Origin of the sequence: Mesorhizobium sp. M1E.F.Ca.ET.063.01.1.1 (assembly GCF_003998155.1) — a bacterium.
Classification (GTDB): Bacteria; Pseudomonadota; Alphaproteobacteria; order Rhizobiales; family Rhizobiaceae; genus Mesorhizobium.
In genome coordinates this window covers 1-24303 of sequence record NZ_RZSC01000003.1, presented here as the reverse complement: position 1 = coordinate 24303, position 24303 = coordinate 1, and the positions used below count along the sequence as shown (strand labels likewise).

Sequence of the window (24303 nt, the reverse complement as noted above, 5' to 3'; positions counted from 1 at the left end):
CGTCATTTCGGCTCCCCCGTCATTTCGGCTCCTTTGTCAGCCAGAGCTGCACCAAAGTGATCGCGATGGCGAGGCCCGCCATGGTGTAGGCGATGGCCGAGGCATAGCCGAAATTGAGCGAACGGAAGCCCTGCCGGTAAAGCAAGAGGCCAAGCGTCTCGGTGCCGCCGCCCGGTCCGCCGCGCTCGGTGATCAGGAAGGGTTCGGTGAAGAGCTGCATGGTGCCGATGATCGACAGCACGGCGCAGAAGACGATGACGGGCTTCAGCAGCGGCAAGGTGATGTGGAAGAACTGCTTCACCTTGCTGACGCGGTCGAGCGTCGCCGCCTCGTAGACGTCCTCCGGAATCGACTGCAGGCCGGCGAGAATGATGATGGCATTGTAGCCGGCCCAGCGCCATGTCACCGCGATCATGATCAGCGTCATGGCCGGCGTGACGTTGGAGAACCAGTCGACCTTGGGGATACCGACGCTGTTGAGCAGCTTGTTGATGATGCCGAAATCGAGGCTGAACATCAGCCGGAACACCGCCGAATAGGCCACCTCGCCGACCACGACCGGAGCGAAGAAGGCGAAGCGGTAGAGGCCGCGCGCCTTAAGCAGCGGCGAATTCAGAAGCACCGCCATGACGATCGCCAGCGAGATCATCACCGGCACCTGGATGACCAGGATCAGCAGCGTGTTCTTCAAGGCGTTGAAGAAGGCGGGATCGCCGATCAGGCGGCCCCAGTTGAAGGTCGGCGCGAAGCGCCACGGCACCGTGCGGGTCGCCTGGAAGGAGATCAGGAACGAGCTGATGATCGGCCAGATCCAGAAGATGGCGAAGATCAGCAGATAGGGCATGAGGAAGCGATACGCGGTGGCGTTGCGGTGGCGCATCGACTTCCTCCTTTCTCTGTCTTTCCCTTCTCCCCCTGTGGGAGAAGGTGGCCGCGAAGCGGCCGGATGAGGGGTGTTCCAGGGAACGCCAACGTCTCACTCCGCTGGAACACCCCTCATCCGTCTCGGCGCTACGCGCCGATCCACCTTCTCCCACAAGGGGAGAAGGAGAGCGGCGCCCCTCACTTCACCGGCAGGCCCGTCGCCGAGGCGATCTGGCTGGCGGCGTCGTCGAGCGCGGCTTTGGCATCCGCGTAGCCGCCGGCCAGGTATTTGGTCTGCACGGCGCGGACGATGATCTCGGCATCGCTCTGGAACTGCGTGCCGCGACTCGGCACGACCTTGGGCAGCGTGGCGAGGATGTCTTTCCACACGGCCTGGTCGCCCCAATAGGGCTGACCCTGCGCGACGTAAGGATCGTCGAGCGCCGAGATCAGCGACGGCACCAGGCCGAAATCCTTCAGCATGGTGATCTGGCCCTCATTCGTCTCGAGCGTGTATTTCAGGTAGGCGTAGGCCGCTTCCTTGTTCTTCGAAGACGAAGTGATGGCCAGCGAGGAGCCGCCGAGATTGGCGGCGCGCGGGCCGTCGGCGGTCAGGCTCGGCATCAGGTAGACGCCCCATTTGCCGCTTTCCTTCGGCGATTCGGTGCGGACCGTGCCTTCATACCAGCCGCCATAGACCTGGGTGGCGACTGTGCCGGCGGTGTTGTTGGTGATCTTGGTGCCCCAGTCGGCCGAGGACACGATGCCGGCGTCCTTCATCTCCTTGACCTTGGTCATGGCGTCGACGCATTTCGGCTGGTTGACCGGATCGACTGGCCGTCCTCGGCGAAATAGGCGCAGCCCTGCTCGTTGGAGATCATGCGGAAGAATTCGGTGTCGCCGTTGAAATCGGCATTGGTCATGGTGACGCCGGGATTGGCGGCCTGGATCTTCTTGCCGGCGGCGATGAAATCGTCCCAGGTCTTGATCGAGGCGGGATCGACGCCGGCCTTCTCGTAGAAATCGCGGCGGTAGAAGACGGCGACCGGGCCGGAGTCCCACGGCATCGCATAGGCCTTGTCGCCGACCTCGAGCTCGGTGCGCTTGAAGTCGGGGAATTTCTTCTGGTCTTCCGCCGTGTAGCCCAGCGTGTGCAGGTCGACGAAGCAGTCCGGGAACTGGCTCCAGTAGTTCTCGGCCTCGCCGTTCTCGATCGAGACGATGTCGGGCAGGCCGACGCCGCCGGCGGCGCAGCCGGCGATCGACTTGTCATAGGTCGGCTGGTTGCCGAGGTCCTGAACCGTGACCTTGATGTCGGGGTATTTCTTGTTGAAGCCCTCGACCGTCGACTTCAGCGACGAAGCGGCGATGTTCCAGCTCCATATCGTCAGTTCGCCGGATTGCGCGAGGGCCGGGCCGGAGCCCAGGGCAAGCAAAAGCGTGGCGCAGGTCAGTGTGGTGCGCATTGAAATCCTCCCATTTCGTTTGCTCTCTCACCGTGAGCATGGGTAGATTATGCGGCGCGGTAGGCTTGTCCCCGACAAAGGGAATAAGAAGTTGGCGGAAAGTAAGATGCCCGGGCGTCCGTTCTATCAGCCAGGTGCCAGCAGCGTCGAAGGCCTGCCGCTGGCCTTGCAGATGTTCCATAACCACCCGCTGGTGATGCTGAAGCCGCATTGGCACGCCCAGGTCGAGGTGAACTTCATCGTGCGGGGCAGCGTGCACTACCGCATGGCGGAGCATGAGATCGCGCTGTCGGCCGGCGAGATGTGCCTGTTCTGGGGCGGCCTGCCGCACCAGATGGACGATCTGACGGACGATGCGATCTATGCCGGCGCGCATCTGCCGCTGGTGCATTTCTTCAGGCTGCACCTGCCGGCCGATGTCAGGCACCGGCTGATGACCGGCGCGACGCTGGTGACGAATGCCACCGATCAGTCCGACGACGACAATTTCAAACGCTGGAACGATTATGCGCGCTCGGGCGACGCGGCGAAGGCCGAGCATGCCGTCAACGAGCTGTTGTTGAGGCTCGAGCGGGTGCGTTTCGAACCTTACCGGCTGGTGCCGGGAACCACGGCCGGACAAGGGGCGGGCAGTCCCTTCGACCAGCAGTCCTCGCGCAATGTCGGGCGCATGTGCGATTTCATCGCCGAGAATTTCCTCTACGACATCGACTGCGTGAACATAGCGGCCGCCGCCGACATCCATCCGAAATACGCCATGAGCCTGTTCAAGAAATCGACCGGCATGACGCTCAACGAATATGTGAATCTTTTGCGGCTGAGCTACGCGCAGGCGCTTTTGATGCATGAGGGCGCCAACGTGCTGAAGGTCGCGATGGACTCGGGCTTCGGCTCGCTCAGCGCCTTCAACAAGTCGTTCCGCAAGCTTGCCGGCATGTCGCCCTCCGATTTCCGCAGGGCGGGCGTCCGGTAGCCGCAGACTATTGCGTCGATCAGGCGGCGGGTGCCTTCACCGCCGGAAAGCTGACGATCACAACAAGCCCCGGATTGTTGTCCGCCAACACGATGGTGGCGCCATGCAGGTCGGCCACCGCCTTGACGAGGCTGAGGCCAAGGCCGCTGCCGGGCGTCGTGCGGCTGGAATCCAGCCGGTAGAGCCGCTGGAAGACCTTCTCGCGCTCTTCGGGCGGAATGCCGGGGCCGTTGTCGCGGACATGGACGAGGATGCTGTCGTCCCGGCGGGACACCGCCAGCTCGATCGCCGTGCCCGGCGGGCAATGCCGCAGCGCGTTCTCGACCAGATTGGAGAGCATCTGCATGAGCAGGTCGCGATCGCCGTGGATATACCGTTTCGTATCCGGAACGAGCTTTGTGGCCAGGGATTTCCCGTCGTCCTCGGCGACATCGGCATAGACCTCGCCGATGGTCTCGACGATGCCGCCGACGTCGAGATCGACGAAGCGGGCCTTGCGCGCCCCGGCCTCGATCTGGGCGATGCGCAGCAAAGCGTCGAACGTCTGGTTGATCTGCAGGCTTTCGGCGCGCGCATCGGCCAGCTCGCCGGTGACATCCTCGCCCGATGCCGTCTTGTCGGCGGCCTGCTCCAGGATCATCTGCAGGCGGTTGAGCGGTGTCTTCAAGTCATGCGCGATGTTGGCGCTCACCTCCCGCATGCCGTCGACCAGCGCCGACAGCCGGTCGAGCGCGGCGTTCACCTGGGTGGACACCGCGTCGATGTCGTCGCCATTGCCGATCAGCGGGATGCGCGCGTCGAGCCGTCCGTGCGAGACGTCGACCATGGTGGCGGCAATGCCGTCGAGGCGCCGCTGGACACGCGAGGCAAGCAGGGCGCCGCCGGCGATCGCCAGGCCGGTGATGAACAGCGTGCCCCAGCCGAAGCTCATCAGTACGATGGTCTCCAGCTCGTCGGTCCCGGCGAGCGAGAAGGCGACCGTCAGATTGTTGCCGCCAACCTCGCCCGTATAGGCGCGGTACATCGTGTCGGGCGGCACGCCCGGCAATCTGACTGCGAACATCGAGAAACCGTCGGGCAGGCCGGAAGCGGTGAAGTTTCCGGCCAGATGGTTGCCGTCGGGATCGGTCAGCGAGAAAAGCTGGTCCTTGTCCGGGCTGAGGTCGGCATTGTTTTTGACCGAGGCGATAAGGTCGTCCCTGTCGTTCTCCGCATAGGTCAGGGCGACGACCGAATAGGTCTCCTTGATGGATTGATCCAGCCGTCTCGCCAGGTCGGCGCTCATCAATTGATAGACGATCGCGCCGGACAGGATGAAGGCAAGCACGAACAGGAAGGCGAAGGTCAGCGCCAGCCGGAACGGCGTGCTGCGCAACAGGCTGAGAGGGGTGTCTTTCATCGTGTCAGGCGGGCTTCGGCCAGAACAGCCAGAGCAGCGCCAGCGCCGCAACGATCCAGACCGCGATCATGAAGATCAGGCCGGCCCTGCTGCCCGGCCTGGCGCGGTGCGCGGCCTCGGCGCGGAATTCCTGCATGAGATCGGGCGGGACCAGCTTGACCGCCAGCATGATGCCGAGCGGGACGATCAAAAGGTCATCCAGGTAGCCGACGACCGGGATGAAGTCCGGGATGAGATCGATGGGGCTGAGGGCATAGGCCGCGACCGCCCCGGCGGTCGCCTTCGCATACCAAGGTACGCGGTGGTCGCGGGCGGCAAGCCACAATGCCACCGTGTCGCGCTTGATGGCGCGCGCCCATCGCTTTGCAGTATCCAGCATCGGCATGTCGCTTATATACGGACAGCCGGTCGGACGCGCGAGATGCGATCACGCATGGATCGTCAACCCGGTGCGTGCAGGCTGTAGCCGGTGTTGCGCACGGTATGGATGAGCGGCACGTCGAACGGCCTGTCGACCTTGGCTCTCAGCCGGCTGATATGGGTCTCGACGACACTGGTCTTGGGATCGAAATGGAAGTCCCAGACGCGCTCCAGCAGCATGGTGCGGGTGATGACGCGGCCCTCGCCGCGCATCAGCACTTCGAGCAGGCTGAATTCCCGGGGCTGCAGGTCGATCGCCTGGCCCTGCCTGGTCACGCGCCGCATGATCAGGTCCATTTCCAGATCGGCAACGCGCAGAGCCGTCTTCTGCTCCTGCGCCGCCGGCCGGCGGCCGAGCGCGTTGATGCGGGCAAGCAGCTCCGAAAAGGCGAACGGTTTGACGAGGTAGTCGTCGCCGCCGGCCTCCAATCCCTCGACCCGGTCGTCGACGCCGCCGATCGAGGTCAGGAATATGGCCGGCGTCTGGATGCCTGCGGCACGCACCGCCTTGATCAGGGAAAGACCGTCCAGGCCGGGGATCATGCGGTCGGCCACGATGACGTCATAGGCATCGCGGGTGGCCGCGATGAGCGCGTCATGGCCGTTGCGCAGGAGATCGCAGGCGTGTCCGGCCTCGGTCAGCCCCCTGACGATGTAGTCGGCGGTCCTTGGGTCATCCTCAACCAGCAGAAGTCGCATGTTGGCCTGTCGTCCGGAGTCCAGCGCAAGCGGCATGCTAGCATCGGCGACGGCCCATTCCCACAAGCCCGGCTTACGCGCGCCTGTACGGTTCCTTACAAATTCGTAAGGATGATCGAAAATACTGATGAGGCCTCGCAATGGGGCGGGAGAAAGGCTAGGGGATAAACGTCCTTGCCCGGGCCGGAGTGACTGATCCCGAATGGCTTACACATCACTCAAGTCAGCGCCAAAGGCGTTCGACCAGCACAAGCGCCTGATCGTCGTCCAGGCCGCCGCCGTGGTGGCCATCGTCCTGCTCCTGTTTTCCAGGCCGTTTCTCAGCGAGGGCTCGAACGGGCACGAGCTGATGGAGACCGCCGGCTTCGGCCTTGTGCTCGTCTGCTTTCTTGGCCGGCTGTGGAGCATCCTTTATGTCGGCGGCAGGAAGAATGACGAGCTGATCGTCTCGGGTCCGTTCTCGATGACCCGCAACCCCCTCTATTTCTTCTCGACCATCGGCGCGGTCGGCATCGGGCTGATGTTCGGATCGGTGCTGGCGGCAGCGGCGCTGGGGCTCGCAAGCTTCCTCGTTTTCCGGTTCACCGCCCGCATGGAGGCCGAGTTCCTGTCCGGCAAGTTCGGCGCCGCCTACGCCGCCTATGCCGAGCGGACGCCCCGGTTCTGGCCGAACCCGCTGCTTTACCAGGACCAGGATCAGTGGCTTTTTTCCACCGGCGCGCTGAAAAGCACGTTCCGGGACGGGCTTTATTTCCTGGCCTTGTTTCCGCTCATCGAAACGGTCGAGTATTTTCGCATGACGGGCGTGCTGCCGACCTTGTTTACCGTCTATTGATATTTCACCGCTCAACCCAAAGCGGATCGCGCCGAAACGAATTCAGGCGACGCGCTTCAAGTCTTTGTTTTGATGCATGTTATTGTCCCAAAACCGCTGCGCGCTTTTGGGCGACATGCATTGAGCCGATTTGCACCCAAAAGAAGTCAGCGGCAACGCCTTGATGGCCTGAGCCGATCGAACATAAAGGTCGGGTCTGAACCTTGGCTGGCGGTAACACGATGGACGCTCGCATATCGAAGCGCAAAATACCCGGACGGATGTCGGTTTTTGAGCTCGACGCCCTGCGGGAGGCTTTCAGGCGATCCGTTCGCGAGAACAACGTCACCGAAGTCGAGTGGGCCGAACACGCCAAGCTTTTCGTCAAAAGAGCGACCTATAGAGAAAGCCGCGCGATCAAGGCCTGACTGGCCTGACGCCCTGCGGTCGCGGGTGCCGCGCCTCCGTTTCCCCCGGCGTTACGCTGCCGTCTCCTGACGGTAGACGAGTCCAGCCTCCTTCAACGGATGACAAGGCGGCGAACATGTCTTTGACGGATCCGTACCGATTGACGGTCTGTATCCTTCGGTGTCCGTTGAATCGCGGTATTGCTCCAACTATTTGTTTTCACGCAATTCCGAGGTGAAAAGCCGTTTTACGCTGCCTTGGCATTGCGCTGGAGCAACAAATGAATTTGAGCGGCCGAGCGAGCCGATCTGAACCGGAACGGAGCACATGAAGAAGATCGGATTTTTGTCGTTCGGGCATTGGTCGCCCTCGCCGCAATCGGGCACGCGCTCGGGTGCCGACGCGCTGCTGCAGTCGATCGACCTTGCGGTGGCGGCCGAGGAGCTCGGCGCCGACGGCGCCTATTTCCGCGTCCATCATTTCGCCCGTCAGCTCGGCTCGCCCTTTCCACTGCTTGCCGCCGCCGGCGCCAAGACCAAGCGCATCGAGCTTGGCACCGCCGTCATCGACATGCGTTACGAGAACCCGCTTTATATGGCCGAGGATGCGGGTGCGGCCGACCTCATCGCCGGCGGCCGGCTGCAGCTCGGCATCAGCCGCGGCTCGCCCGAGCAGGTGATCGATGGCTGGCGCTATTTCGGCTACGTGCCGGAAGAGGGCAAGACCGACGCCGACATGGCGCGCCGCCACGCCGAGATTTTTCTCGACCTCTTGCGCGGCCAGGGTTTCGCCCAGCCCAATCCCAGGCCGATGTTTCCCAATCCGCCCGGTCTGCTCCGGCTCGAGCCGTTCTCCGAGGGCCTGCGCGAGCGCATCTGGTGGGGCGCGGCCACCAACGCCACCGCCGAATGGGCGGCCAAGCTCGGCATGAACCTGCAGAGCTCGACGCTCAAATTCGACGAGAGCGGTGAGCCGCTGCACATCCAGCAGGCCGAGCAAATAAGAGCCTACCGCGCCGCCTGGAAGGAGGCCGGCCATACCAGGGAACCGCGCGTCTCGGTCAGCCGCAGCATTTTCGCCCTGGTCAACGACATGGACCGCGCCTATTTCGGCGGCAGCGAGGGCGAGGACCATTTCGGCTATATCGAGCCGGAAAAGCGCGCCGTGTTCGGCCGAACCTATGCCGCCGAGCCGGACGTGCTCGTCGAGCAGCTCAGGCAAGACCAGGCGATCGCCGAGGCCGACACGCTGCTGCTCACCGTGCCCAACCAGCTCGGCGTCGCCTACAACGCCCATGTCATCGAGGCGATCCTGAAGAACGTCGCGCCGGCGCTGGGCTGGCGGTGATTTGGCGAAAACGGCGAGGCGCGTAATCTCCCCCCTTGCGGGGGAGATGGCCGACAGGCCAGAGGGGGTCGCCTCACGTAAATCGCCGACCTGATCTCTTGTCGCAGAAGGGCGCCGGCGCTTCACGCGCGGCGACCCCCTCTGTCGCCTTCGGCGACATCTCCCCCTCAAGGGGGGAGATTGGCGCCGGCGCCCTCCCGTCCGCCTTACCATCGATATTGACACCTGATAAAATGTCGCCCTAGTTTGCGTAATCGGTTACGTAACCGATTACGGCTCATCAAAAGTGGAGGAAAGCATGAGCAAGGTTTCAACTACCCATGGGCTCGATCTCGGCTCGTTCTCGCGCCGCCAGTTCCTCAAGACCAGCGCGCTGGCGGCCGGCGCGCTCGCCTTGCCGCTCGGTCCGGCGTTCGCCGCCGACAAGCCGAAGGTCGGCCTGGTGATGAAGTCGCTGGCCAACGAGTTCTTCAAGCAGATGCAGGCCGGCGCGGAGGAATACGCGGCCAAGAACAAGGACAAGTTCGATTTCGCCGCCGTCGGCATGAAGGACGAGCGCGATTTTGCCGCTCAGGTCGACGCCATCGAGAACTTCATCACCCAGAACTACAACATCATCGTCGTGGCGCCGGCCGATTCGAAGGCCATGGTCACGCCAATCGCCAAGGCGCTGAAGGCCGGCATCAAGGTCATCAACATCGACGTTGCGCTCGACGAGAAAGCCAAGAAGAAGGCCGGCGTCGACCTCGCCTTCTTCGGCCCGGACAACCGCGCCGGCGCCAAGCTCGCCGGCGATGCGCTCGGCAAGGCGCTGGGCAAGGGCGGCAAGGTCGTCATCCTCGAGGGCAATCCGGAGGCCGACAACGCCAAGCAGCGCAAGCTGGGCTTCGACGATTCGGTGAAGGAGTACAAGCTGAAGCTGCTCGACTCCAAGACGGCGCATTGGGAGACCGAGGAAGCCAACACGCTGATGACCAACTTCCTCACCCAGCATCCCGATATCCAGGGCGTGATGGCGGCGAACGATTCGATGGCGCTCGGCGTCGTCAAGGCGATCGACGCGGCCGGCAAGTCCGGCCAGATCAAGGTTGTCGGCTTCGACAACATCCCGGCCGTCGGCCCGCTGCTCAAGGAAGGCAAGATGCTCGCCACCGTCGAGCAGTATGGCGCGCAGATGGCGGCCATGGGCATCGATTACGGCCTGCGCGAGCTTGCCGGCGAGAAATTCTCCGGCTGGGTCAAGACCGACGTGAAGCTGATCACCGCTTGAGGCGAGCACGGGCGCCGGCACTCCCTCTGGCGCCATCCATTCGCTTGTCTCATCATCGCCGCCGGCAAACTGTCGGCGGCGATGACCGCGCGCTCATACCGGTTTGCGGCGGAAGAGCGCCATTCAGGATTGCTGCATGGACGATGTGATTCTTTCCCTTGAAGGGGTCGGAAAGATCTTTCCCGGCGTCGTCGCGCTGAGCGAGGTCTCGCTGTCGATCGCGCGCGGCGAAACCCATATCGTGCTCGGCGAGAACGGCGCCGGCAAGTCGACGCTGATCAAGCTCTTGGCCGGCATCTATCAGCCGGACAGCGGCACCATCGCTTTCAACGGCCAGCCCTACCAGCCGAAGACGCCGCACGATGCGCAGCAGAGCGGCATCCGCATCGTGCATCAGGAGCTGAACCTTCTGCCCTATCTCAGCATCGCCGAGAATCTGATGCTGGAAAACCTGCCGCGCCGCGCCTTCGGCATCGTCGACCGCAAGGCGCTCAACCGCCGCGCCGTCGCGCTGCTCAAGGAGGTCGGCCTCGACGTCGATCCGCGGACGCGGGTCGAGGCGCTCGGCGTCGCGCAGATGCAGCTCGTCGAGATCGCCAAGGCGCTGAGCTACGACAGCAAGCTTCTGGTGCTCGACGAGCCGACCGCGACGCTGACGCCGCCCGAGATCGCGCGGCTCTTTTCCATCATCAAGCAGCTCAAGGCCAAGGGCGTCACCATCATCTACATCTCGCACCGCCTGCACGAGGTGTTCGAGATCGGCGACCGGGTCACCATCTTGCGCAACGGCAGGCTGGTCGCGACCCGCGAGCTCCACGGCCTTAGCGTGCCGGATATCGTGCGGATGATGATCGGCAGAGACATCGCCGACGAATTTGGCTTCGATGCCTCGATCGCGCCGGGGAAGGTCGCGCTCAGCGTCGCCAATCTGAAGCGCAACGCCGCGACGCCGGAAATCTCCTTCTCGGTTCGGCATGGCGAGATCCTGGGCGTCGCCGGCCTGGTCGGCAGCGGCCGCACGGAAGCCATGCGAGCCCTGTTCGGCGCCGATCCCAAGCTCGACGGCGTCGTCGAGATCGACGGCAGGCCGGTGGCGATCACGGCGCCCAAGGATGCCGTGCGGCACGGACTGAGCCTGCTCACCGAGGACCGCAAGGGCCAGGGCCTGCTGCTCGACCTGGCCGTCGACAAGAACATCACCATCACCGATCTCGGCAAGGTCTCGCGCCACGGGCTGGTCAACCGCCGGGCCGAAGCCGCGGCCGCGAACGACCTGGTCGGGCAGCTGCGCGTCAAGGCGAGCTCGATCGAGCAGGCCGTGCGCAATCTTTCCGGCGGCAACCAGCAGAAGGTGGTTTTAGCCAAGTGGCTGTTCCGCGGCACCTCGACGCTGATCCTCGACGAGCCGACGCGCGGTGTCGACATCGGCGCGCGGCGCGAGATCTACCAGCTCCTGTGGATGCTGGCGGCGGCACAGAAGGGCATCATCATGGTGTCGTCCGACCTGCCGGAGCTGATGGGCATGTGCCACCGCATCATCGTCTTTTCCAAGAACAGAATTGTCGGCGAGGTGCCGCGAGCCGAATTCGACCAGGAGCGCATCCTGTCGCTCGCCTACCAGGAGTATGTGCGACCATGAGCGAGACGTCCGACGCAATCGTTTCGGCGCCTGTTTCCCCCGGAAGGGCGAAGTTCCTGCGTTTCCTGGTGCGCGATGCCGGCGTGCTGCTCGCGCTGGTGCTGATCACGCTGTTCTTCTCGGTCAGCGCGCCCTATTTCGCCACGCCCGGCAACGCGCTGAAGATCTTCGTCCAGATCGCCATCAACACGGTGCTCGCCGCCGGCATGACCTTTGTCATCCTCACCGGCGGCATCGACCTTTCGGTCGGCTCGGTGCTGGCGCTTTGCACCGTGGTGGGCGCCACCGTCATGATCGACGAGAGCCTGTCGCCGGCGGCGGCGATCACGCTGGCGCTATTGGCCTGCATGGCGACGGGTGCTGTCTGCGGCTTCCTCAACGGCTGGATCTCGACCCGCTGGAAGATCCCCTCCTTCATCGTCACGCTCGGCATGCTCAACATGGCGGCGGGCGCCGCGCGCGTGGTCAGTGACAATTCGACCATCACCGGCCTGCCGCAGAGCTTCGTCGATTTCGGCAACCTCATCATCGGCGGCTTCCTGCCGTCGATCTTCCTGGTTGCGGTGCTGGTGATCGCGGCCGGCTGGTTCGTGCTGCGCTTGACCGTCTTCGGTCGCATGATCTTCGCGGTCGGCACAAATGACGAGGCGGTGCGCCTCTCCGGCCACAATCCGGACTTCTACAAGGTCGCCGCCTTCACCATCAGCGGCCTGACGGCCGGCATCGCGGCCATGGTCTATCTGCTGCGCTTGAACATCGGCAGCCCGATCGCCGGCGTCGGCTACGAGCTCAACGCGATCGCCGCCGTCATCATCGGCGGCACCAGCCTCAGCGGCGGCAAGGGCTCGATCATCGGCACGCTGGTCGGCGCCTGCATCCTGCAGGTCTTGAGCACCGGGCTGCAGCTGCTCGGCGTCGGCGACAATTTCAAACCCATCGTGATTGGCCTTGTCATCGTGCTCGCCGTCATCCTAGACGCGTATCGGGAGAGGCTGTTGCGGAAAATCCGCTAGGGAGCCAGGGGAACCAGGGACCATGACGACGATTGCCGATGTCGCACGCTATGCGGGGGTGTCCGTCGCCACCGTCTCGCATGTGATGAACCGCACGCGCCATGTCGAGCCGGAGACGGCCGAGCGCGTGCGCGCGGCGATCACCGCGCTGCGCTACAGCCCGAACTCGCTGGCGCGGAGTCTGCGGCGCGGCGAGACCAAGACCATCGGCCTGCTCTTGCCCGACAATTCCAACCCGTTTTTCGCCAGCGTTGCGCGCCAGATCGAGGATGCCGGCTTCGTCGCCGGCTACACGGTGATCCTGTGCAACTCCGACGGCAACGCCGAGAAGGAAGAGCGCTATCTGTCGGTGCTGCTGGCAAAGCAGATCGACGGACTGATCTTCGCCGGCTCGTCCGACCATGCGAGGGTGTTCTCGCGCCTTTCCGCCGCCGTGCCGGCGGTGCTGCTCGACCGCGAGATCCACTCCGTCAATGTCGATACCGTGCTGGTCGATCACGATCACGGCGGCTATCTCGCCGGCCGTCATCTCGTCGGGCTCGGCCACAAAAGGATCGGCGTTATCGGCGGCCCGCGCGATTCGAGCTCCAGCCCTGCCCGCGTGCGCGGCTTTGTCCGGGCGCTCGAGGAAGCGGGGCTCGAACTGCCTGCATCATCGGTGGTCGATTCCGACTATCACTTCGCCGGCGGCCGTCTGGCGATGGAGCGGCTGATGGCGCAAGCGCCGGAGATCACGGCGGTGTTCGCCTGCAACGACCTGATGGCCATGGGCGCGATCACCGCGCTGCGCACGCGCGGACTGCGCGTCCCCGACGACATGTCGCTGGTCGGCTTCGACGACATACCCTACGCGGTCACCACATGGCCGCCGCTGACGACGATCGCGCAGCCGGTCGAGAAGATCGGAACGCGGGCGGTGAGCCTGCTGCTCGAGCGCCTCGGCGAGCCGGCGGCGCCCTCGCGCCGCGAGGTTCTGACGCCGGTCCTCATCGAACGCGAAAGCTGCGCGCCTTTGCGGCAGTAGGGCGTAATCTCCCCCCTTGAGGGGGAGATGTCGCCGAAGGCGACAGAGGGGGTCGCTGCGCATGAAGCGCCAACCTCCATCTGCACAAGCAAGCCGAGCCCAGTCGGACCGACCCCCTCTGGCCTGCCGGCCATCTCCCCCTCAAGGGGGGAGATTACGCGCTCATTCCCTCATCAAGCGGCCGGCTGCATCGCGGCCCTGAGCAGCATGCCGAACAGGTCGCGCGGCTCGTCGGGGTCGGCGAGCAGGTCGAGCTCCTCATAGAGGCCGGTGGCCTGGAGCTGGTCGCGGACGTAGCGGAGCGCGGAAAAATCCTCGATGGCGAAGCCGACAGAATCGAACAGCGTGATCTGCTCGGGCGTCTTGCGGCCTTCGGCCTGGCCGGTCATCACCTGCCACAGCTCCGTCACCGGATGGTTGGCGTCGAGCTGCTGGATCTCGCCCTCGATGCGCGTCTGCGGCGGGAACTCGACGAAGATGTCGGAGCGCAGAAGGATGTCGCGATGCAGCTCGGTCTTGCCGGGGCAGTCGCCGCCGACCGCGTTGATGTGGACGCCGGAGCCCACCATGTTGTCGGTGAGGATGGTGGCGTACTGCTTGTCGGCGGTCACCGTGGTGATGATGTCGACGCCTTCGACCGCATCCTGCCCGGTCGAGCAGATGGTGATGTCGAAGCCCTTGCCGGCAAGGTTGCGGGCGCATTTTTCCGAAGCCTTGCGGTCGATGTCGTAGAGCCGCAGCCGGTCGATGCCGAGCAGCGCCTTGAAGGCGATGGCCTGGAACTCGGACTGGGCGCCGTTGCCGATGATGGCCATGGCGCGCGAACCCTTCGGCGCCAGGTATTTGGCCGCGACCGCGGAAGTGGCGGCGGTGCGCAGCGCCGTCAGGATGGTCATCTCGGTCAACAGCATCGGATAGCCGGAGCCGACATCGGCGAGCACGCCGAAGGCGGTGACCGTCTGGCGGCCCTCGCGCATGTTCTTCGGGTGGCCGTTGACATATTTGAAGCCGTAGAGGCGGCCGTCGCTGGTCGGCATCAGCTCGATGACGCCGTCATGGCTATGCGAGGCGATGCGCGGCGTCTTGTCGAACAGCTCCCAGCGGCGGAAATCCTCCTCGATATAGGCGGCGAGCTCGGTGAGGAATCGCTCGACGCCGATGGCGAGCACCAGCTTCATCATGCGGTCGACGCTGACGAAGGGAACGATGGCGAGGCGGGAAGGCTGGGTCATGGTCAGAGGCTTCCGGAATGGCTGCGGGTCGGGCGGTCCATGATGCGACGGCCCATCAGGCTGGCGGTGAGGTCGACCATCAGCGTCGCCGTTCGGCCGCGCTCGTCGAGGAACGGGTTCAACTCGACCAGGTCGAGGCTGGAGACCAGGCCGCTGTCGGACAGCATCTCCATCACCAGATGCGCCTCGCGGAAGGTGGCGCCGCCGGGCACGGTGGTGCCGACGGCCGGGGCGATCGACGGGTCGAGGAAATCGACGTCGAGGCTGACATGCAAGAGCCCGTCTTCCTTCTCCACACGGGCGAGGAAGGCGCGCAGCAGCGGTGCGATGCCGTGCTCGTCGATGGCGCGCATGTCGTGCACGGTCACGCCTGCCTCCTTCAGCGCGCGGCGCTCGGCCGGATCGACGCTGCGCAGGCCCATGGTGCAGACGCGGGCAGGATCGACCGCGGCGGGCAGATCCGGGAAATAGCCGTTGAAGCCGGGCCGGCCGCTGGCATAGGCGAGCGGCACGCCGTGCAGGTTGCCGCTGGTGGTGGTGTCGAGCGTGTGGAAATCCGGATGCGCGTCGAGCCAAAGCACGAAGAGCGGCCGGCCGCGTTCGGCGGCACGGCGCGCCACGCCGGATACCGTGCCGGCCGAGATCGAGTGGTCGCCGCCGAGGAAGATCGGCATGGCCTCCCTGGAGGCGGCGTAGGCGGTCTCGGCGATCGCCGCCGTCCAGGCGGAAATCTCCGGCAGCGCCTTCAATACGAGATTGCCGTGGACGAGGGCGCGTACCTCGGCCGGCTGGATGGCACCCCAGTCCTCAACCTCGTGGCCGAGTTCCGACAGCACCGAGACGAGCCCAGCCGTGCGCAGCGCGCTCGGCCCCATCTCGCATCCCATCCTGCCCGCGCCGTCCTGCACCGGCGCGCCGACGATCCTGCAGCGCATGATTCTTTTTAGCCCTTGCGATTGACCAAGGGATTGAACCATCGCGGCCTGGCGGTTTGAACAAGGAAAATTGGCATTTCGAAAAGATCATTCTATCATATTGGTCAGGAAGTTTGATCGAAATGGATAGTCATGGATGCGCTCGACGAAAGACTGGTGACGCTGCTGAGGCATGATGCGCGGCGCAGCGTCTCCGACCTCGCGGTCGATCTCGGAGTCTCGCGCGCCACGGTCAGGGCGCGCATGGAGCGGCTGGAAAAATCCGGCGAGATCATCGGCTATACGGTGGTGCTGCGCGCCGACGCGGTCGACCAGCGCATACGCGGCGTCATGATGATCGAGATCGAGGGCCACGCCGCCGATCGCGTGATCAGGGCGCTCGGCGGCTTCCCCGAAGTCTCGACCATTCATACCACCAACGGCCGCTGGGACCTGGTGGTGGAGCTGGGCACCGCTTCGCTGACCGATTTCGATGCCGTGCTGCGGCGGATACGGCTGATCCCGGGGATAACGGGGAGCGAGACCAGCCTGTTGCTTGCGACGCCGAGGACGACCAGGGCACGGCTGGGGTAGTTGCGGCAGAGGGGGATGTCTACCAAACGCGAAAAAGCCGCGGAAAACCGCGGCTTTTCGTTTGCTTGATCCCTGGAGGGAAACTGGAACGGGTGAGGCGATTCGAACGCTCGACCCCGCTTGGGTCGTCGGGCCATAACCCCTTCACCAGATTAATTGATCAACTGATCCCCTTGCCATCAACCGCGACGGTGTTGTCCGACGGAAGTTTGTCGCCAGCTTGCGGTGATTGCGATGTCACCATGATCTTGCTGTCTGGAAACTGAAGCGTGTATCCATCCATTAGCGTTATCGCTGACAGTGACATTATCTTGTCACTATACCCCAGTGTCACGCCAAAACGTTCGGCAAGTTCGGTCGCCGCAGCTACTGTCATGCCCACGAAGTTCGGAGCCGCCAGTGGTATGGCCATTCCAGATTTCATTGTTGGTATAGGGGATGGGATCGACCCGAGCGGAAATGACTTGCCCTGCTGTTTAGCGAAGTCAGCCGGCATGACCGCCCTGGTAACGTCACGCATCGCCTGCGAAGCGCAGCCTGCTACGACGTCCAGATCAGATTCGTAGCCGTTCGACGCCTTGATGAAGTCTGCGGCAGATGTCCCATCGGCGAACTCGCAGCGGTAGGCATTTTCAGTGATGAAATTGACCAGATTCAAGCTATCGAGGATACGGCTTCGTGTTTTAGCACAGATAGCAAGCACATCTGACGCATGCTGAATATCCGCTTCGTTAGGGGCTGGCGGCGCTTTTGCAATCGTCATTGGTGCCAATGTGGCAGAGTAGGGTACCGAATTTGCGGTTGGGTCATCGCGAAACGATGTCAACCACTTGCGCAGCATATCATAAAGATCCGAAGTGGAATTTGGTGAGCTAATATCCAAATCGACCGGGCCGCCTTCATGATACGTTTCGACATGGAGTTCGCTTGCATACCTCTGATGCAATTCGTCGAGCTTCATTTTGCCTTCAGCGGAAAAGGCGGAATAAGAACCACCAAGGCTGGCGGCAATCGACATTGCGTCTTGTTTAGACAGAGCGTCAATACGCATTACGGCGAAAAACAAGCCGCCACGATCGACACCACGTACGAACATGTTGCCATAGCGGCCGTTAAAAGCCCTAGAGTCGGCGATCAATAGCTTCGCGGCATCTGTTAGCTCTGGCTCATCTATGGACAGATATTCCAACTTGACGAATGCGCTGAGCATCAAAAATAGGGAGCTGCTTTGAACTTTCGATCGCTTGGCGAAATCGAACCGGGCGCTTGCGCCCTGAAAGGCGGGAACTCCATAACTTGCCTCGGCACTGATGCCCAAAGCGCTCTCGAGCTCTTCAGTTGTGGTGATGCGAGTAATGGACCAGCTCGCAGTCGAGCCCCCGGCACTCTTAACGCCCGTTATCTCCCCCTGAACAGCTCTGTTCATGGGACTACCCGTCGAATAATCCACGCCAATGCCAAAGTCATAGCTCTTGATCATCGGCACGACGACTTGAGTCAAACCCATCGAACTCTCCAATTTGCTGGTATGGCAAGCAAGGTGTAGTACGACTACGAAGAGTCACCATCTGGTAGACGCGAATGTGTTTGTCGCGATGGAAATTGGCAATTCCGAAACCGACGAAATCTCGACCGCCAGGAAGGGTACACCTTGATCCTGCGCCCTAAGAATGAGGCGCTGGTCCTGAGCTATCGGGAAATTCCGACCGCCCTAAAATACCACGCAGTTGGGATAACGCGTGTGAAGTGCGTCACGCCGTATGGACTTTCAGCGCGCTCTCCCCAACGGTTTGGTCTTGTAGAATTCAGCGACGATCTTGGATCATCGCCGCCGAGTGTGGACGGTTTCGAGAACGCGTCCCAGCGATGGCCGGGCTGGTAACCCGCTCGGGGATCCCGGCTCTTTGATCTGGCTCTTGCCGTTCGGGTTCTTCGTGCGTTCAAACGCGAAAAAGCCGCGGAAAACCGCGGCTTTTCGTTTGCTTGATCCCGGAAGGGAAACTGGAGCGGGTGAGGCGATTCGAACGCCCGACCCCAACCTTGGCAAGGTTGTGCTCTACCCCTGAGCTACACCCGCTCGCGCGGCCTTGGGCCGCAAGCCGCGCCTATATGGCCGAAGAGCGCGCCGATTGCAACAGGGAAATGACGGTCTTTTTGGAGCTAGCTCTTCATGCATGGAAGGCTCGCTCCGAACGGGCGGATTTCCGTGGCCCACGCGGGCGATCTTGCCCCGAGGGTGCCGTTGGCCGTAAACGGCATGACACTTCCGGACGATGCGAGGACCCAATGCCGAAGACCGAAGCCGAGCTCTACGCCTTTCTTGCCGATCTCGGCATTTCCGTCTCGACGGTGCGCCACCCGCCACTGTTCACGGTCGCCGATTCGCAGGCGCTGCGCGGCGAGATCCCGGGCGGGCATACCAAGAACCTCTTCCTCAAGGACAAGAAGGACAATTTCTTTCTCGTCACCGTCGGCGAGGACGCGGAGGTCGATCTCAAGCAGATTCATCACCTGATCGGCGCCGCCGGCCGCGTTTCCTTCGGCAAGCCGGAAATGCTGATGGAGCTGCTCGGCGTCATCCCGGGCGCGGTCACCGTGTTCGGCCTGATCAACGATACGGCCGGACGGGTGAAGGTCGTCCTCGACCAGGAACTGATGAACCACGACGTCATCAACGGCCATCCGCTGACCAACGAGGCGACGACGACCATCGCGGCGGCCGATCTCGTCAGATTCGTCGAGGCAACCGGCCACGATCCTGTTATCTTGAAAGTGTCATTATCTTGAAAGTCAGGGCTTGATCGCCACATGGAGGGCGAACCGAAATCCGACAATGACGCGCCGCGCCTTCATGCCGGCGGCGGCGCGACCGAAAGGGCGACGACATGAGTGACAACAATCCGTTCAGCGGCTCATTTGGCGGCAATTCCGGCCAGTACGCCCAATCCGTCCAGTATGGCGGGGCCGACCGTGCCAAGGTGTCGCTCGGCGAGGCGCCGGCGACGGCCGAGCTGATCAAGGACACCACGACCGCGACATTCGCGGCCGACGTCATCCAGGAATCGCGCCGCCAGCCGGTGCTGGTCGACTTCTGGGCGCCCTGGTGCGGTCCCTGCAAGCAGTTGACGCCGCAGCTCGAAAAGGCGGTCAAGGCGGCCGGCGGCAAGGTCAAGCTGGTCAAGATGAACATCGACGACCATCCCTCGATTGCCGGCCAGCTCGGCATCCAGTCGATCCCCGCGGTCATCGCCTTCAAGGACGGCCAGCCGGTGGACGGCTTCATGGGCGCCATTCCCGAAAGCCAGATCACGCAGTTCATCCAGAAGGTCGGCGGCAAGGGCGGCGGCGGCGCGCCGCAAATTACCGACGCGCTGGCAGCGGCCGGCGAGGCGCGCGAGGCCGGCGACGTCCAGACCGCGGCCGACATCTATGACGCCATCCTCGAGCAGGCGCCCGAAACCGTCGAGGCGATCGCGGGTCTGGGTGAGATCCTGTTCGAGGCCGGCGATGCTCCAGGCGCCGAGGCGGTGCTTGCGAAGGCGCCGGAGGACAAGAAGGACGCGCCGGCGCTTGCGGCGCTGCGCGCCAAGATGACGCTTGCGGCGGAAGCGGCCGCGCTCGGCAATCCGGCCGAGTTCGAGCGCCGGCTCGCCGCCAATCCGAACGATCATCAGGCGCGCTTCGACCTGGCGATGGTGCAGAATGCGCGCGGCGAGAAGACGCAGGCCGCCGACAACCTTCTGGCGATCGTCAAGGCCGACCGGACATGGAACGACGACGGCGCCCGGGCGCAGCTCCTGAAGTTCTTCGAGGCATGGGGGATGACCGACGAGGCGACGCTTGCCGCGCGGCGCAAGCTGTCGTCGCTGCTGTTCTCCTGAGCCTTTTGCCGGCTCTCTTGCTGGCCCCTGCCAGGTAAGGGGGCTTGCGGCGGGCGGCAACTGCGCCAAATAGGGCAGTGGCTCGCCCTGTCGATGGGTTGGATAGACCGGGCTGCGTCAGAGAAGATCGCAGGTTTGACACGCTGGCCGGCGACGCTTTTGGAGGGTTGAGGTGCAGGTCGGAAACGCCCGCTATCGGCTCGCGAGGGATCTGCCATCGGCGATCCCGGTATTTCCGCTCGCCGGCGCCCTGCTCTTGCCGGGCGGCCGCATGCCGCTCAACATCTTCGAGCCGCGCTACCTGCAGATGATCGATGAGGCGATGGCCGGGGCCCGGCTGATCGGCATGATCCAGCCCAGCCTTGACGGCGCGCTGCGCGACGACGGCGAGCCGGAACTCTGCAGCGTCGGCTGCGCCGGGCGCATCATCTCGCTCGCCGAGACCGGCGACGGGCGCTACCTGATTTCGCTGCAGGGCGTCTGCCGCTTCCGGGTCACGCAGGAGCTGGCGGTGAAGACACCATTCCGGCAGTGCCGGATCGCGCCGTTCCTCGCCGATCTCGAGGAGGACCAGGCCGCCGCCGAGGTCGACCGGCCGGCGCTGCTCAAGGCGTTCCGCGCCTATCTGCAGGCCAATGATCTCGAAGCCGACTGGGAAAGCGTCAGCCGCGCCGAGAACGCCATGCTGGTCAATGCGCTGTCGATGATGGCGCCCTATGGGCCGGCCGAGAAGCAGGCGCTGCTCGAAGCGGCGGACCTGAAGACGCGCGCCGAGACGCTGATCGCCATCACCGAGATAACGCTGGCGCGCGAGGATGAGGATTTTGGCTCGAGCATCCAGTAAGATGCGTCGATATTCAGGTGATGCCGGCCTGCAAACGGCGGCTTTCTGCGCTTCCGGTGCTCACGTACGTTAAGTACGCTCCGCTCCGGTTCTCGAAAACCGCCGTTTTCGACTCAGCCTAACCTGAATCTCAACACATCTCGCGTGGCGGGAGGACAATGCTAGTGGCGGATGGACGTGACGGGCGGAAGGCCACGGTCGACCCTAAACTGCTGGAACTGCTCGCCTGCCCGCTGACCAAGGGGCCGCTGAGCTGGGATCCGGACCGCAGCGAGCTGATCTCGCGGGTGGCGAAGCTTGCCTATCCGGTGCGCGACGGCATTCCGATCATGCTGCCGTCGGAAGCGCGCACGATCTCGGCCGACGATATGCTGACGCCGCCGCCGCCGCGGCTGAGCGGGCCGTCGTGAATGTCTTCCGCTGACGGACGCTTCCGGAAGGACGCCGCAAGCCTTCGAGATTGGCAAAGGCGTCTGTGATTACACAACGCCGCTGCAGCGGAGGAATCCGAAACGCTGGCGGGACGGTACCCCCCTCTGCCCTGCCGGGCATCTCCCCCGCAAGGGGGGAGATTGGCAGCCTGGGCGCCGCGCCCTTCTTTCGACGTCGACAATTGGCGAAAGCCGCGCAACATGCGATCTCCCCCCTTGCGGGGGAGATGTCCGGCAGGACAGAGGGGGGTGTGAAGGAACGCAACCTTCGCCATCCCAGGGTCTTCGCTCCTTGCTCCGCTCGAGGCCAACGGCCTCTACGCCTCACTGAAAATTCCGTCCCCTTGGCATGACCTGCTGTGCGGTATCCGACAGCGCGGCGATGTCCTGACGGACCGGCAGGCCGCGGCTCGCGGAGCGCTCCGGTCCATTCGATGACTCGGCGGGCTGATGCTCGATGGTGAGCGCCTGCAGCAGTACGCTCAGCCAGGAGGTCAGGTCCTCGATCCTGTCGGCGACGATGTGGATGACGTCCGATTCATGCTGCAGCTTGCCGGTGACGCGGATGAAGCGCGCGCCCATGATGATAGAGCGGAAGCGGTCGAAGACGCGCGGCCAGATGATGACGTTGGCGATCGACTTTTCATCCTCCAGGGTGAGGAAGATCGCATTGCCCTTGCCGGGGCGCTGGCGCACCAGCACCAGGCCGGCGACGGAGACGCGGCGGCCGTCGCGCACCGACGGCAGGCGGGCATTGGGCGTGATGCCGGCGCGGTCGAGCCGCTCGCGCAGGAAGGCGACGGGGTGCTCCTTTAGCGACAGGCCGAGCGCACGGTAGTCGTGGACGACATGCTCGCCGAGCGGCATTTTCGGCAGCTTCGTTTCCGGCTCCAGCTCACGCAGGCGAAGCGTGGGCTGGTCGAACAGCGGCAGCTTTTCGGCAGCACTCCTGCCGTCGAGCGCGCGCACTTCCCAGAGCGCGGCGCGGCGGTCGAGGCCGAGCGAGCGGAAGGCGTCGGCCTCGGCCAGCCTTTCGATCTCCCCGACATCGAGGCCTGACCGCAGCCAGAGATCCCTGACCGATCGATAGCCTTTGCCGCGCCGGGCGACGGCGGCCTCCATCCGCTCCTCGGACAGGCCCTTGATCTGGCGGAAGCCAAGCCTGACCGCATGAGCCGCCTCGATGACGCCGCGCATCGAGGCATGACGCTCGAGGATGCGGGACGAATCGAAGGCGGCCTGTTCCAGCGTGCAGTCCCAGACGGAGTGGTTGACGTCGACCTCGCGCACCTCGACGCCATGGTCGCGCGCGTCGCGGACGAGCTGGGCCGGCTGATAGAAACCCATCGGCTGCGCGTTCAGGATCGCGGCGCAGAAGACGTCGGGATAGAAGGTCTTGAACCAGCAGGAGGCATAGACCAGCAACGCGAAGGACGCGGCATGGCTTTCGGGAAAGCCGTATTCGCCAAAGCCTTCGATCTGCTTGAAGCAGCGCTCGGCGAACTCCTTCTCGTAGCCCTTGGCGACCATGCCGTCGATCATCCGCTGGCGGTAGTTGCCGATCGTGCCGGTGCGCTTGAAGGTGGCCATGGCGCGGCGCAATTCGTCGGCCTCGCCCGGCCTGAAGCCGCCGGCGACGATGGCGATCTTCATCGCCTGTTCCTGGAACAGCGGCACGCCAAGCGTCTTGCCGAGGATCTCTTCCAGCTCGGGCTTCGGGTATTCGGGCTTCTCCTTGCCTTGCCGGCGGCGCAGATAAGGATGCACCATGTCGCCCTGGATCGGGCCGGGCCGCACGATCGCCACTTCGATGACGAGATCGTAGAAATTCTGCGGCCGCAGCCGCGGCAGCATCGACATCTGGGCGCGCGACTCGATCTGGAAGACGCCCAGCGTGTCGGCCCGGCAGATCATGGCGTAGACGCGATCGTCCTCCGGTGGCAGCGAGTTCAGATCATAGGGACGGCCGTATTCATCGCGCGCTTCCGGATAATGCCGCGTCAGCAAGGTCAGGGCGCGTTTCAGGCAAGTCAGCATGCCGAGCGCCAGCACATCCACCTTGAGGATCTTCACCGCGTCGAGGTCGTCCTTGTCCCATTCGACCATCTTGCGCTCGTCCATCGCCGTCTTGACGATGGGCACGACCTCGTCGAGCCGGTCGCGGGTGATGACGAAGCCGCCGACATGCTGCGAGAGGTGGCGGGGAAAGCCCATGATCTCGTTGGCGCGCTCCAGCACTTGGCTGGACAGCGGGTCGGCGCGGTCGAGGCCGCCGGCATCGGTCTCCCTTTCGCCGAGCTCCGAGGTCGACCAGCCCCAGATGGTGCTCGACAGAGCGCTGCGGACGTCCTCGGAGAGGCCCATGGCTTTCGCCACTTCGCGCAAGGCCGAACGGCCGCGATAGCTGATGACGGCGGCCGCGAGTGCGGTGCGCTTGGCGCTGTATTTGTCGTAGATGTAGGCGATGACTTCGTCACGCCTTTCATGCTCGAAGTCGACGTCGATGTCGGGCGGCTCGTTGCGCTCCTCGGAGATGAAGCGCTCGAAGAGCGCGTCGATCCGGTCGGGGCCGACTTCGGTGATGCCGATGCAGAAGCAGATGACCGAATTGGCGGCCGAACCGCGCCCCTGGCAAAGGATGCTCTGGCTGCGGGCGAACTTCACGATGTCGTGGACGGTCAGGAAATAGCGCGCGTAGTTCAGCCGCTCGATGAGCGCGAGCTCTTCCTCGATGCGCCGCGTGACATGGGCGGGAACACCGGCCGGGTATCGGACGGCAGCCCCTTCCCGCGCCAGCCGCTCGAGCTCGGCCTGCGGTCCGAGGCCGGATTCGGTCGGCTCGTCCGGATAATTATATTCGAGGTCGCTGAGCGAGAATGTGAGCTCGTCGGCGAAGCGCAGCGTTTCAGCCAGCGCCTGCGGGTGCCGGCGGAACAGACGCGCCATTTCCAGCGGCGGCTTCAGATGGCGCTCGGCATTCACCGTCAGCTCCAGTCCGACCTCGGAAACCGGCGTGTTGAGGCGGATCGCGGTGAGCACGTCCTGCAGCGGCCGGCGGTCGGCGGCATGAT

At 64.0% G+C, this 24303-nt stretch carries 21 protein-coding genes, 1 tRNA gene and 1 pseudogene; 13 read left to right on the top strand and 10 right to left on the bottom strand.

Annotated elements, in window-relative coordinates; translation table 11 throughout:
* Positions 1 to 19: 19 nt before the first annotated feature.
* Together EOA29_RS01050 and EOA29_RS01045 are read right to left on the bottom strand one after the other, a co-directional pair.
* Positions 20 to 880, bottom strand: a complete 861-nt coding sequence (locus tag EOA29_RS01050) for a sugar ABC transporter permease (protein WP_126091099.1) — start codon at positions 878 to 880, stop codon at positions 20 to 22.
* 182 nt (positions 881 to 1062) lie between these two features.
* Positions 1063 to 2330 (bottom strand): annotated as a pseudogene (locus EOA29_RS01045) (ABC transporter substrate-binding protein).
* 106 nt (positions 2331 to 2436) lie between these two features.
* Here EOA29_RS01045 and EOA29_RS01040 point away from each other — a divergent pair.
* Positions 2437 to 3303 (top strand): helix-turn-helix domain-containing protein, encoded by an 867-nt coding sequence (locus EOA29_RS01040; protein WP_126091101.1) that lies wholly within the window; start codon positions 2437 to 2439, stop codon positions 3301 to 3303.
* Between the two features lie 19 nt (positions 3304 to 3322).
* Here EOA29_RS01040 and EOA29_RS01035 read toward each other — a convergent pair whose 3' ends face one another.
* The 3 genes from EOA29_RS01035 to EOA29_RS01025 are packed head-to-tail and all read right to left on the bottom strand — an operon-like array spanning position 3323 to position 5821.
* Positions 3323 to 4702, bottom strand: coding sequence for an ATP-binding protein (locus EOA29_RS01035; RefSeq protein WP_126091102.1), 1380 nt, complete (start codon positions 4700 to 4702; stop codon positions 3323 to 3325).
* 4 nt (positions 4703 to 4706) lie between these two features.
* Positions 4707 to 5087, bottom strand: coding sequence for a YkvA family protein (locus tag EOA29_RS01030; RefSeq protein ID WP_126091103.1), 381 nt, complete (start codon positions 5085 to 5087; stop codon positions 4707 to 4709).
* 56 nt (positions 5088 to 5143) lie between these two features.
* Positions 5144 to 5821 (bottom strand): winged helix-turn-helix domain-containing protein, encoded by a 678-nt coding sequence (locus EOA29_RS01025; protein ID WP_126091104.1) that lies wholly within the window; start codon positions 5819 to 5821, stop codon positions 5144 to 5146.
* A 202-nt stretch (positions 5822 to 6023) separates the two neighbouring features.
* Here EOA29_RS01025 and EOA29_RS01020 point away from each other — a divergent pair, with 202 nt between their 5' ends.
* From EOA29_RS01020 to EOA29_RS00995, 7 genes are all read left to right on the top strand, one after another.
* Positions 6024 to 6656 (top strand): isoprenylcysteine carboxylmethyltransferase family protein, encoded by a 633-nt coding sequence (locus EOA29_RS01020; RefSeq protein WP_126091105.1) that lies wholly within the window; start codon positions 6024 to 6026, stop codon positions 6654 to 6656.
* A 221-nt stretch (positions 6657 to 6877) separates the two neighbouring features.
* The gene (locus EOA29_RS41060) at positions 6878 to 7063 is read left to right on the top strand and encodes a hypothetical protein (protein ID WP_210213101.1); all 186 of its coding nucleotides are present in this window, start codon (positions 6878 to 6880) and stop codon (positions 7061 to 7063) included.
* A gap of 307 nt (positions 7064 to 7370) precedes the next feature.
* A complete protein-coding gene (locus tag EOA29_RS01015; RefSeq protein WP_127220078.1) occupies positions 7371 to 8390 on the top strand; it encodes an LLM class flavin-dependent oxidoreductase in 1020 nt (339 codons plus the stop codon).
* Between the two features lie 298 nt (positions 8391 to 8688).
* Positions 8689 to 9660 (top strand): sugar ABC transporter substrate-binding protein, encoded by a 972-nt coding sequence (locus EOA29_RS01010; protein WP_126091107.1) that lies wholly within the window; start codon positions 8689 to 8691, stop codon positions 9658 to 9660.
* Positions 9661 to 9796: 136 nt separating this feature from the next.
* Positions 9797 to 11299 carry a sugar ABC transporter ATP-binding protein gene (locus EOA29_RS01005; RefSeq protein WP_126091108.1) on the top strand — a complete coding sequence of 501 codons (1503 nt, stop codon included), beginning with the start codon at positions 9797 to 9799 and terminating at the stop codon, positions 11297 to 11299.
* Complete coding sequence (locus EOA29_RS01000) at positions 11296 to 12312, top strand: ABC transporter permease (protein WP_126091109.1); 1017 nt, start codon at positions 11296 to 11298, stop codon at positions 12310 to 12312. Before EOA29_RS01005 ends, EOA29_RS01000 begins: the two co-directional genes overlap by 4 nt.
* Before the next feature lie 22 nt (positions 12313 to 12334).
* A complete protein-coding gene (locus EOA29_RS00995) occupies positions 12335 to 13336 on the top strand; it encodes a substrate-binding domain-containing protein (protein ID WP_126091110.1) in 1002 nt (333 codons plus the stop codon).
* 173 nt (positions 13337 to 13509) lie between these two features.
* Here the strand turns inward: EOA29_RS00995 and EOA29_RS00990 are convergent, their stop codons facing one another.
* The gene (locus EOA29_RS00990) at positions 13510 to 14568 is read right to left on the bottom strand and encodes an ornithine cyclodeaminase (RefSeq protein WP_126091111.1); all 1059 of its coding nucleotides are present in this window, start codon (positions 14566 to 14568) and stop codon (positions 13510 to 13512) included.
* 2 nt (positions 14569 to 14570) lie between these two features.
* Entirely contained in the window at positions 14571 to 15503 is a 933-nt protein-coding gene (gene rocF / locus EOA29_RS00985) for an arginase (protein ID WP_126091112.1), read from the bottom strand.
* Between the two features lie 132 nt (positions 15504 to 15635).
* On the opposite strand from rocF, the gene EOA29_RS00980 reads away from it, so the two are divergent.
* Positions 15636 to 16076, top strand: a complete 441-nt coding sequence (locus EOA29_RS00980; protein ID WP_126091113.1) for an Lrp/AsnC family transcriptional regulator — start codon at positions 15636 to 15638, stop codon at positions 16074 to 16076.
* A 160-nt stretch (positions 16077 to 16236) separates the two neighbouring features.
* Here EOA29_RS00980 and EOA29_RS00975 read toward each other — a convergent pair whose 3' ends face one another.
* Both EOA29_RS00975 and EOA29_RS00970 read right to left on the bottom strand, forming a co-directional pair.
* The gene (locus EOA29_RS00975) at positions 16237 to 17583 is read right to left on the bottom strand and encodes a PASTA domain-containing protein (protein ID WP_126091114.1); all 1347 of its coding nucleotides are present in this window, start codon (positions 17581 to 17583) and stop codon (positions 16237 to 16239) included.
* Positions 17584 to 18078: 495 nt separating this feature from the next.
* Positions 18079 to 18153: transfer RNA gene (locus tag EOA29_RS00970), tRNA-Gly, on the bottom strand.
* Between the two features lie 209 nt (positions 18154 to 18362).
* On the opposite strand from EOA29_RS00970, the gene EOA29_RS00965 reads away from it, so the two are divergent.
* The 4 genes from EOA29_RS00965 to EOA29_RS00950 all read left to right on the top strand — a co-directional run bounded on the left by EOA29_RS00965 (position 18363) and on the right by EOA29_RS00950 (position 21211).
* Positions 18363 to 18863: a prolyl-tRNA synthetase associated domain-containing protein gene (locus EOA29_RS00965; protein ID WP_126091115.1), complete on the top strand. Its 501-nt coding sequence runs from the start codon at positions 18363 to 18365 to the stop codon at positions 18861 to 18863.
* 98 nt (positions 18864 to 18961) lie between these two features.
* A complete protein-coding gene (gene trxA / locus EOA29_RS00960; RefSeq protein ID WP_126091116.1) occupies positions 18962 to 19957 on the top strand; it encodes a thioredoxin in 996 nt (331 codons plus the stop codon).
* A gap of 172 nt (positions 19958 to 20129) precedes the next feature.
* A complete protein-coding gene (locus EOA29_RS00955) occupies positions 20130 to 20801 on the top strand; it encodes an LON peptidase substrate-binding domain-containing protein (RefSeq protein WP_126091117.1) in 672 nt (223 codons plus the stop codon).
* Positions 20802 to 20959: 158 nt separating this feature from the next.
* Positions 20960 to 21211 carry a Trm112 family protein gene (locus tag EOA29_RS00950; RefSeq protein WP_189350458.1) on the top strand — a complete coding sequence of 84 codons (252 nt, stop codon included), beginning with the start codon at positions 20960 to 20962 and terminating at the stop codon, positions 21209 to 21211.
* A 345-nt stretch (positions 21212 to 21556) separates the two neighbouring features.
* Here the strand turns inward: EOA29_RS00950 and EOA29_RS00945 are convergent.
* Positions 21557 to 24303: error-prone DNA polymerase (locus EOA29_RS00945; RefSeq protein WP_127220077.1), on the bottom strand; the 2747-nt coding region annotated here is incomplete at its 5' end.

Excerpts from the sequence above, each read along its gene's own strand:
- EOA29_RS01050 (WP_126091099.1), bottom strand. The coding sequence starts at position 880 with ATGCGCCACCGCAACGCCACCGCGTATCGCTTCCTCATGCCCTATCTG.
- EOA29_RS01040 (WP_126091101.1), top strand. The coding sequence starts at position 2,437 with ATGCCCGGGCGTCCGTTCTATCAGCCAGGTGCCAGCAGCGTCGAAGGC.
- EOA29_RS01035 (WP_126091102.1), bottom strand. The coding sequence starts at position 4,702 with ATGAAAGACACCCCTCTCAGCCTGTTGCGCAGCACGCCGTTCCGGCTG.
- EOA29_RS01030 (WP_126091103.1), bottom strand. The coding sequence starts at position 5,087 with ATGCCGATGCTGGATACTGCAAAGCGATGGGCGCGCGCCATCAAGCGC.
- EOA29_RS01025 (WP_126091104.1), bottom strand. The coding sequence starts at position 5,821 with ATGCGACTTCTGCTGGTTGAGGATGACCCAAGGACCGCCGACTACATC.
- EOA29_RS01020 (WP_126091105.1), top strand. The coding sequence starts at position 6,024 with ATGGCTTACACATCACTCAAGTCAGCGCCAAAGGCGTTCGACCAGCAC.
- EOA29_RS41060 (WP_210213101.1), top strand. The coding sequence starts at position 6,878 with ATGGACGCTCGCATATCGAAGCGCAAAATACCCGGACGGATGTCGGTT.
- EOA29_RS01015 (WP_127220078.1), top strand. The coding sequence starts at position 7,371 with ATGAAGAAGATCGGATTTTTGTCGTTCGGGCATTGGTCGCCCTCGCCG.
- EOA29_RS01010 (WP_126091107.1), top strand. The coding sequence starts at position 8,689 with ATGAGCAAGGTTTCAACTACCCATGGGCTCGATCTCGGCTCGTTCTCG.
- EOA29_RS01005 (WP_126091108.1), top strand. The coding sequence starts at position 9,797 with ATGGACGATGTGATTCTTTCCCTTGAAGGGGTCGGAAAGATCTTTCCC.
- EOA29_RS01000 (WP_126091109.1), top strand. The coding sequence starts at position 11,296 with ATGAGCGAGACGTCCGACGCAATCGTTTCGGCGCCTGTTTCCCCCGGA.
- EOA29_RS00995 (WP_126091110.1), top strand. The coding sequence starts at position 12,335 with ATGACGACGATTGCCGATGTCGCACGCTATGCGGGGGTGTCCGTCGCC.
- EOA29_RS00990 (WP_126091111.1), bottom strand. The coding sequence starts at position 14,568 with ATGACCCAGCCTTCCCGCCTCGCCATCGTTCCCTTCGTCAGCGTCGAC.
- rocF (WP_126091112.1), bottom strand. The coding sequence starts at position 15,503 with ATGCGCTGCAGGATCGTCGGCGCGCCGGTGCAGGACGGCGCGGGCAGG.
- EOA29_RS00980 (WP_126091113.1), top strand. The coding sequence starts at position 15,636 with ATGGATGCGCTCGACGAAAGACTGGTGACGCTGCTGAGGCATGATGCG.
- EOA29_RS00975 (WP_126091114.1), bottom strand. The coding sequence starts at position 17,583 with ATGGGTTTGACTCAAGTCGTCGTGCCGATGATCAAGAGCTATGACTTT.
- EOA29_RS00965 (WP_126091115.1), top strand. The coding sequence starts at position 18,363 with ATGCCGAAGACCGAAGCCGAGCTCTACGCCTTTCTTGCCGATCTCGGC.
- trxA (WP_126091116.1), top strand. The coding sequence starts at position 18,962 with ATGAGTGACAACAATCCGTTCAGCGGCTCATTTGGCGGCAATTCCGGC.
- EOA29_RS00950 (WP_189350458.1), top strand. The coding sequence starts at position 20,960 with ATGCTAGTGGCGGATGGACGTGACGGGCGGAAGGCCACGGTCGACCCT.